The following is a 12,151-nucleotide window of genomic DNA, read 5'->3' on the forward strand; positions in this document are numbered from 1 at the left end:
TCTGGTCGAGAACCTGGTTCGGACAATTCCGTGAACTTGTCATGAAATCCGCGGTCCGCAACATCGAACGCGCCATCGATGACTCACAGCCGTGAAATCACGCGTTCAAACAAGGCCCAGAGAATGATCTCTGTTTATTAGCGGGCTTGTTAACCTAACACTCAAAGCCCGGCCTAGGCTTCTTTCGTTCGTCGAGATTCCGAGTAGTCCCGCTACCTCGTCTCGAGTCGTCAGTTTCCAAGCGGGCTCGACCACGATCCGCAGTCGCCCCACCGAGACGCGCGTTATGCGCTGGCTAAGATGATTGCCGCGGCCGTACTGTTCTACGTACCGGATAAGAAAATCGGGCGATCGGTACCGCTCTAGTGGAATGACGAGGAACGACCAGCTGCCTCGACGAACGGTGCTCGGGATCGCGAGCAGCGCGATCGGAATCGGGCTCGCGGGCTGTCTAAGCGGCCAAAGCGAGACCGATCAGCACGATGACGACAATCACAGCCACGACGGCGGCGACGAAAACGAGAGTGAGAGCGACGAGACCAGCCAGGACGTGTCTCACGGCGGCAACGAGAGCCACGGACACGACGCGGCACTCGAGGGGCCGTCCGAAACGGCCGAGGTAGCAATGGCCACGGCCGATTCGGGACAGCACTTCGACCCGCACGTCGTCTGGGTCGAGACGGGCGGCCGCGTCACCTGGACCAACGAGAGCGGCAGTCACTCGACGACTGCCTACCACGCCGACAACGACGAACCGCAACTGGTCCCCGACGGAGCGGCGACGTGGGATAGCGGCGTCCTCTCCGAACAGGATGCCGCGTTCGAGCACGCGTTCGAAACCGAGGGCGTCTACCACTACTACTGCACGCCCCACGAGACGGGCGGGATGATCGGTAGCGTCATCGTCGGAACGCCCGATCCGAACGGGCAGTCTGCCCTGGCGGAACCGCCGTCGGAAAAGTCGGATACCGTCCGGCAAAAGCTGACGTCGTTGAACGAACGAGTCACGAGCGCGCTCGGTGGCGATGGCGGTGCCAGTGATGATCACAGCGACCACGGCGATCATGGCGGTCACGACGGACACTGAGAGGGGCGTCTCGTCGGTTTTGCTCGAGCGCGACGCGATTGCAGGCCGATCGCTCTTGTCCGTCGGACTGGTGTGTACGCCGGTGATCGCGATGCCGATCTGTACGTCCTGCGAGAATCCCGTGTCGTACGATTTCGCCCAGGCTCACGGTAACGGCGAGCGCGTGGACTGGTGTCCACGGTGTCAGAACGGGCGATAGAAACGGAGGCAAACGAGCGCTATCGGTCGGTCAGCAGCCGCCGCAGGATGTCGCCGTAGGCGGGCCGGGTGATGAGGACCCCGATGAAGACGCCGAGGATGGTGATGATGGCGAATCCGCGGAGGTCGCCGAGGCTCAGCACGGCCAGCGGCGAGAGGGCGACGACGGTCGTCGCCGCGGCGCCGCCGATGACCCAGAACGCTTTGCGGAACCGCGACTGGAAGACGCGAACGGAGCTGACGTCGCCCTCGTCCATCACCTCGTCGGCGATGATCACGAGGTCGTCGACCCCGGTCCCGACGACGGCGATGAACCCGGCGACGTGGGAGAGATCCAGCGGCATGCGTATCACCGCGGCGAAGCCGAGCAGGATCACCACCTCGGCCATCGCGGTGAGGATCATCGGCAGGGCGACGCGGGTGTCAGTGTAGCGGGTGTAGACGACGCCGCTGACGGTGATCACGGAGAGCAGGCCGATCAGCAGCGAGTACTGTTTGAACTGTTCGGCGTGGGAGGCGTCGATCGAGTAGATCTGGCTATCCTCGAAATCGAGCGGCGCGCGCAGGCTACCAGCGCGGAGGTTGACCGAGAGCGACTGTGCGTCCTGCTGGCTCTGTGCCCCCATCTGGAACGTCGGATCTTCGGCCCATTCGCCGCTTCGCATCGGATCGGCCAGAGTCTGTCCCATACTGTGTGCGTCGACGACCTCGCCGTCGACGACCGTCAGGAGACAGTACTGCTGCCCTTCGTGGTCGAAGCTGATCGTCTCGCTGTCGCCGCGGAGGTTACATCGACCCACCCCTTCGCCGGTGAAGCCGAGGTCGTTCATCTGCTGCTGGAACTGAGGTGCGGCCTGATCGTTGACCTGAACGGGGACGACGTACCCCGTTCCTCGTTCGGGCTGTTCCGGCGGATCGACCGTGGCGATGTCCTCGCCGGTCAGCACCGTCGTGTTCGTCTGGTTCCCGCTCTCGTTCGGATGGTAGGCGACGACCTCGACGACCCCGCGCTCCGAGAGCAGGTCGCGGAGTTCGTCGGCCCCCATGTTCGGGACCTCGACGACGATGTAGTGTTCGCCGTTCACCGTCGACGCCTCGTAGACCGTGCCGCCGGAGAGCCCGGCCGCGTTGATCTTCGTCTGGATCGTTTTGATCATCTGATCGCGGGTTTTCTGCGTGACGCCGGAACGGATGTCGTCTTCGGACGTATCGACATCCGCGGCTTGCAGCGCCGCGGCGAACTCGGCTTCGCTCACGTTGTCGGTGAAGACCTCTGCGGTGACGGTGCCGTCCTCTTGCACGTCGACGCTGGCGTTGCCCGTCTCGAGTCCGAGTTCTTGATACAGCGTCGATTCGATCTCGTCGATGCGCTGTTGCTCCTGCTGGCTAATCCGATTATCCTCGGTGATACCCGGCGCGATGTTCTCGGCGGTCATGCCGGTGACAGGGACCCTGATCCGGGTGCCGCCGTCGAGGCTGAGGCCGAACTCGAGGTTGGTCGGACCGCTCTCGACGCTGTCGGCGGCGAGGCCGTCGTCGGCCATGATCCCGCCGGGGACGAACAGCGCGACGGTGGCGAAGCCGACGAACAGGACGAGCAGAAGGACGCGCCAGTTGCCTTTGATCGCCTCGATCGGATTCATGAGCGGATCCCCTCGAACTTGTACCAGCGAAGCAGACTCAGATTCAACATGTAGGTGTTCATCAGGTCGGCTGCGAGGCCGACGAAGAGGATGATGCCGATCGACGCCAGCAGGTCGATGCCGAAGAGGAACGCCGTGACCCCCATGACGAGCATGGCGGCCATCGACGTGACCGTCATCGTGACGCCGGTGCGCATCGCGCGGTGGGTGCTCTCGTAGAAGTCACCGCTCCGTCGCAGGATGTGGTTGTTCAACAGGATGTCCGAGTCGACGGAGTACCCGATCAGCATCAGCAGGCCGGCGACCGTCCCCAGCGAGAGCGGAATCCCGACCAGCCGCATGAACGCCAGCGGGATCATCAGGTCGGAAAACGCCGAAATAACGATCGCGATCGACGGGACGAACGTCCGGAAGAGCAGGAAGGCGACGACGCTCATTCCGACGAACGCGACGACGAGGCCTATCAAGGCCGTCTGCTGGCTCTGCTGGCCGAAACTCGCCGACGTCGACGAGGTCAACTGGACGATATCGGCGTCTCCGTCCTGCTCCAGTCCGGTCTCTGGGTCCGTGGCCTGCTGTCGCAGCTCCTGGGCGTCGCTCGAGGAGAACCGGACGATGTACTCGTTGCCTCCCGCGCTGGTCACCGACTCGGGCTGTTCGTCGAACGCCGCCGGAATCTCGCTTTGCGGCGTCGTCGTCTGCACGGTCAACTCGGTCCCCCCGGCGAAGTCCATTCCCAGCGGAACCGGCGTCCCGTACACGAGAAACGAACCGCTCAGGACGAGCAGTGCCACCGCGAGAACCGCGAGCGGAACCGCCGCCAGCTGGCGGTTACTGTACCGGGTGTAATCGATCTCCGGTACGTTGAAATACGCCATATACCGGACACTTGCAGCCGCCCGAAGTAAGCCTTCTCAATTTTGACCGGCCCTCGAGCCCGTCCGGCTGACGTTCCGACGAACGCAGTTCCGGGAATTCGGTTCGGCGTCATCGCGGCGCTGGCACGGCTCAGTCCGGGAGATACCGGACGCTCAACACGCCGTCGTCGGCCGAGCGACGCACCTCTACCCGGACGGCCTCGAGCCGCGCCGCCCGCGCGATCGTCTCCTCGTCCTCGAGGACGTCCCGCGCTGCGGGCTCCACGTCGCCCTCGGGCACGCGGAAGACGTGAATCTCGCCGGTGCCGGCTCGTTCCTCCTGAACGAGGTCGCCGACGTCAGCAGCGGCTGCCAGTTCCTTCTCCTGCTGGGTCGGTTCGAGGTCGCTGTCGACCAGGTCGATCGATCGCCGCTCCGCGACGTCGATCACCTCCCAGGCGACTTCCAGCGGCGGTTCCGGCGCGACGGTCGCCTCGAGGACGTCGTGGACCTCGAGGCCGGGATTCGACGCGAGGGTGTGGACCTGTGCGGTCTCGACGTCGCGGACGACGGCCGATTCGTCTTCGGCGTGCGTGACGACGAACGTGCCCGTCTTGTCGGTCATGGGGGCTCGTAAGCGGGGGATCGGTTTCCGGGTTTCGGCTTCTATCCGTCGTTCGATTTCCCGTCTGTTTCGAAGCCGGGGATACGGTGAAAGTTCCACCCGGCGGTGGTTTGACCCGCGGGCCGATACGGCGCAGCCGATCGGTCGGAGGAGGTGGATCGACCGACGCAGTCAGGAACGCCTTTAGCCCAGGCGGGTGCGTGCTGAGATATGAACGTCGATATCGGTAACGCACTAGCGTCCGTGGCCTCGCCGGGCGTCTCGAGGGAGTCCCTCGAGCGGCTGGACGAGCAGGTCGCCGACGCCCACGAGCGCATCGAGCGCGGCATGGCGAACGAAGAACACGGCTACGAGGCGCTGAACCTCCCCGAGCGGACCGAGCCCGACGAGATCCGGGCGGCCGTCGAGCCGGTCGCCGACGCCGACGCGTTGATCACCGTCGGCATCGGCGGCAGTTCGCTGGGCGCGGCGACGATCGCGAACGCGCTCGAGTCCGACACCGAGACCGTCTTCCTCGACAACGTCGATCCCGAGTGGGTCACGCGCCACCTCGAGCGCCTCTCGCTCGCGGACGCTGCGATCAACGTCGTCTCGCGGTCGGGGACGACGGCGGAGACGCTGGCGAACTTCCTGGTCGTCCGCGAGGCCTTCGAGTCGGCCGGCGTCGACTGGACCGAGCGGACGATCGTCACCACCGGCGAAGCGGGTCCGCTTCGCGATCTCGCGGATCGCCACGACCTGCCCTCGCTCGTGGTGCCCGACGGGGTGCCGGGCCGCTTCTCGGCCCTGTCGGCCGTCGGCATGGTCGCCGCCGCGGTCTGCGGGCACGACCTCGAGGCGCTGCTCGAGGGCGCGGCCGCCGAGGCCGCAACGCTGTCGGGCTCGCTGTTCGACTGTCCGGCGTACGCCTACGGCGCGACGACCTACGCGCTGGACCAGCGAGGCGCGGGCGTGAACGCGATGATGCCGTACGCGGAATCCCTCGAGACCTCGGCCGAGTGGTTCGCGCAGCTCTGGGCCGAGAGCCTGGGGAAAGACGACCTCGGCCAGACGCCGGTGCGGGCGCTCGGCGTTACCGACCAGCACTCGCAACTCCAGCTGTATCGGGCCGGCCCACGGGACAAGCTCGTCACCTTCGTCACGCCGCGGGGCGGCGGCGATCGGGGGATTCCCGCCACCGACGTCGAGGAGCTGGCGTACCTCGGCGATTCGTCGCTCGGGAAACTCCTCGAGGCGGAGTTCGAGGCCACGGAGGCCAGCCTCGCGGCGGCCGGCCGGCCGAACGTCCGCGTCGAACTCGAGCGCGTCGACGAGTACGAACTCGGCGGGCTGCTGTACGGGATGGAGGCCGCCTGTGTGCTCGCGGGCGAACTCTACGGCGTGAACACGTTCGAGCAGCCGGCCGTCGAGTGGGCGAAGAAGGCGACTCGCGGCCTGCTGGGCGGCGGCGACTTCGAAGAGGCCGAGGCGGTCGCCGAGAAGACGGAGCTCCGAGTCGAGCGATAGTCGGGCGAACCGCGCGACTCTCTCTCGCTCGAGCGGCGTCGTTCGGTTGCGGTGCGCCTATGGGTCCTCGGACGAACAGTCACGTATGACCGAGACTGCACGGGCTGACGACGCCAGCCCGATCGCATCCGACGTGATCCCCGGAATCGGGACCACTCTCGCGGGAATCACGATGGTCGCGATGCTCGTCCCCGTTCGCCGCGGCGTCGACGACCCCGTCGTCTGGGCGGGAGCGGCGTTCGCTGTCGCGGCCGTCCTCGCTTTTCTGGCCCGTCGTCACGCCGATATCGGGCGTCGCGTCGCCGCACCGATCGCCGCCGTCTCGAGCGCCGCGGTCGTCCTGCTCGCCGGCTACACTCTGAATCAGGGCGTCATGGCGTCGACCGCCCTCCCGGCGATTTCGGTGTCGATACCGATCGTCTTCGTCGCGTTCCTGACAGCGGGGCTCACCGCCGGTATCGGCGTCGCGGACTACTACGATATCGGGCTCGCCGGCCTCAAGCGCCGGAGTAACCAGACGCTGAGCCTGTCGGTCGTTGGGCTCGCGGGGCTTCTCGCGCCTATGTTCGTGGGGGCAGTCCTCTACTTGCTCGCCATTCCGTTCATCGAGACGCTTCCGGAGATCGAGCGGGCCGTCGCCGAGCAGTTCATCAACCAGATGGGCGTCATCGTCGGCACGGCGATAGTCGTCGGTGCCTTCCTTCGGACGACGGACCGCGACCTGTCCTACATCGACGTTCGATGGCCGACGCTGCGCGAGATCGGCTGGACCGTCGGCGGCGTGATGGTTCTCATCGGGACTGTCTACGCGATCTCCCTGCTCATGCAATCGACCGGCGTCGAGAGCGCGGAGCACGCGACGACGCAGGACGCTGCAGAGACCCCTGAACTGATGTTGCTTCTGGTTCCGATCGCCATCCTGGTTATCGGTCCGTTCGAGGAATTATTGTATCGGAACATCATTCAGAAGTCGCTGTACGAGACGTTCTCGCGGTTCGGTGCCGTCGCCGTCTCGAGTGTCATTTTCGCGGGTGTCCACGCGCTCGCGTACGCGACCGCCGGCCTCGGGGCGGTGATCGCCAGTCTCGGTACCGTCTTCGGGCTCTCGCTCGTACTCGGCGTGATCTACGAACGGACCGACAACCTGGTCGTTCCGGCGTTGATCCACGGGCTGTTCAACGCAGTGACGTTCGCGAACCTCTATTTCATCTACAGCTAACCCCTCCGTCCGCGAAAACAAATCGCTCGCGCTCAGTTACGAGGGGTTCTTCCGAGCCAGCGCCGACCCACAGATCGGACATCGGTCCTTCTCTTCGTCGAACTCGCGGCCACAGCCCTGACACTGGAACTGCCAGTGACGCTGTTCGTCGATGCCGTCGCGGGCGATGACTTCGACGTCGACGTTCAACTTCTCCGCGACGTTTTGCATCGCGTAGTCGTCGGTCACGAGGACGCCGTCGAGTTCGAAACTCGCCGCGACGAGGCGAACGTCGGTGTCCGAGAGCACGTCGAGGTCGCCGGATTCCTTGGCTGCACGCTGGACCTTCTCGGTGGTGTCGTCGTTGGGAATATGGATGTGCATCCCGGAGCCTTCCATCGCGTCGTAGCGATAGGCGCTCTCGTCCTCGAGTTCTTCGCGGACGAGCGGGATGGTCGCGGTCTGTTCTGTCGTATGGAAGTCGTGGATAAAAGCCGAGGAGTCGAGAACGTACATACCGTTAGCGCTGGACGACGATGTAGTCTTTCACCGCTTGCACGCGGTTGACGGGGACGAGGAAGCGGCCGGCGTCGTCGCTGTCGAAGTCGACGGCGCGCCGGGACAGTTCTTCGTCGGGTTCGATGACGAGATCGTGGAGCGCCCCGGATTTGAGATCCATCGTGATGTTGTAGAGCAGTCCGAGCTCGGTGCCGTCAGACCCCATGACGGACTTCCCCGAGAGGTTTTCAGCGAGTATATCGCTCATGCATGCCCGTACTTACTAATCGGTATTAAAGACCACGGGGACCACTCGAAACACCGTCGGAGCCCGTCCGTCACCGCCGAGTCGGCGATCTGACCGGAGTACGTACACGAGCGGGTGAATCGACGAACCGCCGCGAGCGATAGCGGTCAGCGTTCGTCCCGCGGCCGGTCGCGACCGAATCGGCCGACGATGGGTCCGGCTCATCGACTCGAGGTCGCTGACCGACATCGGTTCTCGTCGTCGTACCGAATATCTGCGTCTCGAGTGGGATGAGGCGCAATTCCGTTTCGCTGACGAAGTATGTGATCGAAGCCGACCGTCGGATATCACGCCCTCCGTTTACGTGGGTCCTCAGCCGACAAATATGCCAGACTATATTTTGTATAAAGCACACTATTGGACAATATTGCTGTTGCTATCTCGGGAGGGTGTTGCCACGTCCGTGACGGCCGCATCGTCCTCGACGTAGGGAACAATGGGCGGCGAGAAGGGTAGAATAGCGGCTATAGGCGCGATATACGCTGAATCGCTGAAGAGAGGCACTCGACGCTCGAGATCCGCCTCGACAGAGCAGCGACGGGCGAAAATCGCAGTCGTACTACCGGGATGACGGTACACTATACTGAAACTCGACACAGGTAGCGGAAACATATTCCGCCATCTACGAGAGGTGGGGTGGAAGAAGACCGAGTTCAGCTACGGGAGAGATGAGAGAACTGTATCGGACCCGCTGCGGTCAGCTTTCGACCGGGGTCGGCGTCTCGGCCTGCTCGTATTTGGTTTCGAACTCCTGGATGAGCTGGCCCATCTTCGCATACCAGTCGTTTAGCATTCGCTGCATGTCGTCGGCGATCTGGGACGGGTCGGTCGGGTAGTACACGTGATAGTAGCCGCCCTGATCGTAGTTGATCTGGTCCTTCTGAATGAAGCCGGTCTGCAGGAGACGCTGCACGGACCGGTACGCGGTCGAGCGTTCCCGGTCGACGGTCTCGGCGATCTCGTCGACGGTCATCGGTTCTTCGGCGTTCACGAGGGCCCGAAAGCACTCCTTGTCGAGCTGTTTGAGACCGTGGAAGCACTCGAGGAGACCCTCACACTGCATATCTTGCTGGAGTTGTTCAGACATCGAATCCGGCATTGGAATCACCGCTAGGTAGGGACCATGCAGTTAAAAGACTTGTGTAGGTATCACACAATCCTGCGTAGCTCCGTCGGTTCCGGGCGACGGATACTCGGTTCGTGACCCGATACGGTCTTGCAGGCCGGTAGATCAATCCTCGGTGATCACGACGTCGTCAGCCGGCAGAGGGTCCCCGAGCCGGCGCGAAGCTGGCAGACGGCAGCGAGAACGATCGCGCCGCTGACGAGCACCGTCGCACCGATGATGAGCGCGATACTGACCGTACTGAGCACGTCGATTCCGTATGCGGTTCCGAGCTCCTTCGTCGCGACCGCGACGCTCCCCGCGAGCAGCATCGTCGCGAAGTAGCCCTTGATACCGTCTTCGTCGACGAGCTGCGTCGCGCCGGCACCGATCCGCGCACCGAGCGCGCTTCCGAAGAGCAGCGATCCGACGACGGGCAGCGCGACCGCGCCGGACTGGGCGTAGACGAACGCGCCGAACGCTCCGGAGATCGTGATCTGGAGGATGTCCGTTCCGACGGCGATGGCGGCGGGGACGCCGAGTCCGTACATCATCGCGGGCATCAGCAGGAACCCGCCACCGACGCCGAGGAATCCGGACAGGACGCCGACGACGAGTCCGATGGCGAAGATGACGGTCGCGGACACGCGGACGTCACCGCGCAGCGTGACCATCGGGGGAATCCGAAGCGACTGGACTCGTTCCGCGAGCTCCAGCGTGTTCGCATCGGCGGTGTCGTCGGCCGTCCACGCGTCACGCAGCGTAAACAGGCCGACGGCGCCGAGGAGGCCGACGTAGGCGACGCTGATGATGAGGTCGGCTCGACCGGTCGCGTCGAGGAAGAAAACGACGCGTTTCCCGCCTTCGATGCCGACGGTCATGGCCGCCGTCATGATGGCCGCGAGCTTGTAATCGACCTGCCCGTGTTCGCGGTGGCGGAGCGCGCCGATAACGCTCGTTCCGAACACGAACGCCAACCCGCTCCCGACGGCGACCCGGGACGGGTACCCTATGACGAGCAGTGCCGGTGTGACGAGGAACGACCCGCCCATCCCGAAGAATCCGAACAGGATTCCGATGAGCAGCCCGAACCCGACGAACAGCGCTATCAGTACGAGGCTGAGTCCGAGTACCTCCATCTTACTCGAGCCTGATTCTCTCGACCATTCGGTGTCCGATCGACTGTTCGAGCGCGCCGTACCCGACGTACAGGACGATCGCTTCGCCGAACACCGTTCCGATGAGCGCACCTGCGTCGGCGATAGCGGCAATATTTCCGGACCCGATCATCGGTTTTCACTACTGGCTCTGTATAATCGTGGATATATCATCTGTCCCTCTTCGGTGAGCCGTAATCCAAAGACGCTATTAACGGTTTTGGATCAAGCACACAATATTGGTGCGATGGATCACACGACTATCCCACCGAGATATACGCATACGTTATGTGGATACGGCACTCTCGCCGATCTCCTCAAGACCGGCTCGATCGCGCGTCGGATTCGGTCGCGCGCGAACCGGTTCGGATCGCTCACGCCTCGGAATCGTCGCTGACGCTATCGGCCGAACCGGGGCAGTGCGGAAAGCAGTTCGACTTCACCGCCGACTGCGGTCTGCGGTTCATGGGCACAGAGTGTCGGAGACTCGGTTGCAGGATGCAGTGGTCGGAACACACCCACGACTGGAGTCGCGGGAGCGGCCAGAACCGCGGTCCTCCCTCCCTACATCACCGGCAACACTGCAACCGATCCGTAACCCATGACGAACGCGACGGCGAACGACGCCGCCCAGGCCCCGATCGTCACCAGAATTTTTCGCGGACTGATCGCATCGCTCCCGCCGACCGCCGCTCCGCTTCCGATGATCGCGCTGACGACGATCTCGTTGAAGGAGACGGGCACGCCGAGCAGGATGGCGAGCTGTGCGATGAGAAACGAGGGGACGAGCGCCGCGATCGAGCGGCGCGGCCCGAGCGACGAGTAGTCCCGTGCGAGCGACTTGATCATCCGCGGCGCGCTGGTCCACGAGCCGACGAGGATGCCGAGTCCGCCGCCGACGAGAACGACGATCGTCGAGACGACTTCGACCTCGTCGAGTAACGGCAGCAAGGGCCCGACTGCGAGCCCGACCTGACTGCCGCCGGCCGAGAACGCGACCAGCGAGCCGAGCGCCAACAGTACGCGTCTGAGTCCGCCAGTTTCGTCTCGACGGACGTCCCAGTAGACGAGACCTGCAACTGCGGTCGCGACCGCCAGAGAGAGCGCGATCGGCGCGAACCGACTCTCGAGTCCGACGAGTCGCTGGAGAGAGCCCGCGACGGAGCCGGTCGAGCCGGTGGGACCGAGAAACGTGAACTCGACGTTCGCGAGGACGGCACCGACCAGTCCGGTCAGTAGCGGGATGCTGACCCGCTCCGGAACGTCGGATCGGGGAAGCACGCTCGCGATCCCGTAGGCGATGCCGCCGCCGACGACGGGGGTCAGCACCCAGACGGTCCCGATCTGCTGGTACTTCGCCCAGACGGGCGTCCCGCCGAGTGCGAGGCCGACGCCGATCACGGCACCGGTGACGGAAAACGCCGTCGCGATGGGATAACCGGTCCGAATTCCGACGGCCATGAGGCCGGCACCGATCAGCAAGGTGATGATGACGCCCATCGCCGGCAGACTCACGCCTCCGACCAGTCCGCGTCCGATCGCCTCCGAGACGTTCGCTCCCTGTGTTACGGCTCCGGCGAACCCGAGGACACCGACGATGAACGCGGCTCGCATCGTCGAGATGGCGTTGGCACCGACCGCCGGGGCGAACGGCGTCGCTCCGCTCGAGCCGGCGCCGATGACCCAGGCCATGAACAGGCTCGCGAACCCGGCGGTGACGAACAGCGCGATGAGAGTCAATTCCATTGGCGAAAAAGCGTGTCAGTCGGCGTCCGCAGCCACGGAATCGGTGTTCGATGTGCGGCTCCGCCACCGGCCCTGCAGGTAGGCGCCGACGAACATACCGGCGAGCGCCCAGAGGATGGTGACGTTGCCGACGCCGAGGCTGGCGTAGGCCGCGCCGGGGCAGATCCCCGAGAGGCCCCAGCCCACGCCGAAGATCGCCCCGCCGACCAGGACGTTCCGGTCGA

At 64.5% G+C, this 12,151-nt stretch carries 13 protein-coding genes; 3 read left to right on the forward strand and 10 right to left on the reverse strand.

Going from position 1 to position 12,151, the window contains the following annotated elements:
• Positions 1-370: 370 nt before the first annotated feature.
• Complete coding sequence (locus NDO75_RS27595; RefSeq protein WP_310909749.1) at positions 371-1,087, forward strand: plastocyanin/azurin family copper-binding protein; 717 nt, start codon at positions 371-373, stop codon at positions 1,085-1,087.
• 218 nt (positions 1,088-1,305) lie between these two features.
• On the opposite strand, the gene NDO75_RS27600 is transcribed toward NDO75_RS27595, so the two are convergent.
• From NDO75_RS27600 to NDO75_RS27610, 3 genes are all read right to left on the reverse strand, one after another.
• Complete coding sequence (locus NDO75_RS27600; protein ID WP_310909750.1) at positions 1,306-2,928, reverse strand: preprotein translocase subunit SecD; 1,623 nt, start codon at positions 2,926-2,928, stop codon at positions 1,306-1,308.
• Positions 2,925-3,806, reverse strand: a complete 882-nt coding sequence (gene secF / locus NDO75_RS27605) for a protein translocase subunit SecF (protein ID WP_310909751.1) — start codon at positions 3,804-3,806, stop codon at positions 2,925-2,927. The genes NDO75_RS27600 and secF overlap by 4 nt, the downstream gene beginning before the upstream one ends.
• A gap of 130 nt (positions 3,807-3,936) precedes the next feature.
• Entirely contained in the window at positions 3,937-4,410 is a 474-nt protein-coding gene (locus NDO75_RS27610) for a DUF5812 family protein (protein WP_310909752.1), read from the reverse strand.
• A gap of 210 nt (positions 4,411-4,620) precedes the next feature.
• Between NDO75_RS27610 and NDO75_RS27615 the strand changes: the two genes are divergently transcribed.
• Positions 4,621-5,916 (forward strand): glucose-6-phosphate isomerase, encoded by a 1,296-nt coding sequence (locus NDO75_RS27615; RefSeq protein ID WP_310909753.1) that lies wholly within the window; start codon positions 4,621-4,623, stop codon positions 5,914-5,916.
• Positions 5,917-6,001: 85 nt separating this feature from the next.
• A complete protein-coding gene (locus NDO75_RS27620) occupies positions 6,002-7,135 on the forward strand; it encodes a type II CAAX endopeptidase family protein (protein WP_310909754.1) in 1,134 nt (377 codons plus the stop codon).
• 36 nt (positions 7,136-7,171) lie between these two features.
• On the opposite strand, the gene NDO75_RS27625 is transcribed toward NDO75_RS27620, so the two are convergent.
• The 7 genes from NDO75_RS27625 to NDO75_RS27655 form a co-directional block, all read right to left on the reverse strand.
• Entirely contained in the window at positions 7,172-7,630 is a 459-nt protein-coding gene (locus NDO75_RS27625) for an NOB1 family endonuclease (protein WP_310909755.1), read from the reverse strand.
• A gap of 4 nt (positions 7,631-7,634) precedes the next feature.
• Positions 7,635-7,880, reverse strand: coding sequence for a PRC-barrel domain-containing protein (locus tag NDO75_RS27630; protein ID WP_254762853.1), 246 nt, complete (start codon positions 7,878-7,880; stop codon positions 7,635-7,637).
• 736 nt (positions 7,881-8,616) lie between these two features.
• The gene (locus tag NDO75_RS27635) at positions 8,617-9,018 is read right to left on the reverse strand and encodes a helix-turn-helix domain-containing protein (protein WP_310909756.1); all 402 of its coding nucleotides are present in this window, start codon (positions 9,016-9,018) and stop codon (positions 8,617-8,619) included.
• A gap of 146 nt (positions 9,019-9,164) precedes the next feature.
• Positions 9,165-10,163: a sulfite exporter TauE/SafE family protein gene (locus NDO75_RS27640; protein WP_310909757.1), complete on the reverse strand. Its 999-nt coding sequence runs from the start codon at positions 10,161-10,163 to the stop codon at positions 9,165-9,167.
• A 1-nt stretch (position 10,164) separates the two neighbouring features.
• The gene (locus tag NDO75_RS27645; RefSeq protein ID WP_310909758.1) at positions 10,165-10,314 is read right to left on the reverse strand and encodes a hypothetical protein; all 150 of its coding nucleotides are present in this window, start codon (positions 10,312-10,314) and stop codon (positions 10,165-10,167) included.
• A gap of 431 nt (positions 10,315-10,745) precedes the next feature.
• Positions 10,746-11,927, reverse strand: a complete 1,182-nt coding sequence (locus tag NDO75_RS27650) for an anion permease (RefSeq protein ID WP_310909759.1) — start codon at positions 11,925-11,927, stop codon at positions 10,746-10,748.
• A gap of 15 nt (positions 11,928-11,942) precedes the next feature.
• Positions 11,943-12,151 (reverse strand): DUF6691 family protein (locus NDO75_RS27655; RefSeq protein ID WP_310909760.1); only part of this gene is annotated, 209 nt, incomplete at its 5' end.

Source organism: Natrinema sp. 1APR25-10V2 (genome assembly GCF_031626495.1).
Classification (GTDB): Archaea; Halobacteriota; Halobacteria; order Halobacteriales; family Natrialbaceae; genus Natrinema.

Bases quoted from the DNA above. Each gene is read 5' to 3' on its own strand.
- NDO75_RS27595 (WP_310909749.1), top strand. From the start codon at position 371: ATGACGAGGAACGACCAGCTGCCTCGACGAACGGTGCTCGGGATCGCG.
- NDO75_RS27600 (WP_310909750.1), bottom strand. From the start codon at position 2,928: ATGAATCCGATCGAGGCGATCAAAGGCAACTGGCGCGTCCTTCTGCTC.
- secF (WP_310909751.1), bottom strand. From the start codon at position 3,806: ATGGCGTATTTCAACGTACCGGAGATCGATTACACCCGGTACAGTAAC.
- NDO75_RS27610 (WP_310909752.1), bottom strand. From the start codon at position 4,410: ATGACCGACAAGACGGGCACGTTCGTCGTCACGCACGCCGAAGACGAA.
- NDO75_RS27615 (WP_310909753.1), top strand. From the start codon at position 4,621: ATGAACGTCGATATCGGTAACGCACTAGCGTCCGTGGCCTCGCCGGGC.
- NDO75_RS27620 (WP_310909754.1), top strand. From the start codon at position 6,002: ATGACCGAGACTGCACGGGCTGACGACGCCAGCCCGATCGCATCCGAC.
- NDO75_RS27625 (WP_310909755.1), bottom strand. From the start codon at position 7,630: ATGTACGTTCTCGACTCCTCGGCTTTTATCCACGACTTCCATACGACA.
- NDO75_RS27630 (WP_254762853.1), bottom strand. From the start codon at position 7,880: ATGAGCGATATACTCGCTGAAAACCTCTCGGGGAAGTCCGTCATGGGG.
- NDO75_RS27635 (WP_310909756.1), bottom strand. From the start codon at position 9,018: ATGCCGGATTCGATGTCTGAACAACTCCAGCAAGATATGCAGTGTGAG.
- NDO75_RS27640 (WP_310909757.1), bottom strand. From the start codon at position 10,163: ATGGAGGTACTCGGACTCAGCCTCGTACTGATAGCGCTGTTCGTCGGG.
- NDO75_RS27645 (WP_310909758.1), bottom strand. From the start codon at position 10,314: ATGATCGGGTCCGGAAATATTGCCGCTATCGCCGACGCAGGTGCGCTC.
- NDO75_RS27650 (WP_310909759.1), bottom strand. From the start codon at position 11,927: ATGGAATTGACTCTCATCGCGCTGTTCGTCACCGCCGGGTTCGCGAGC.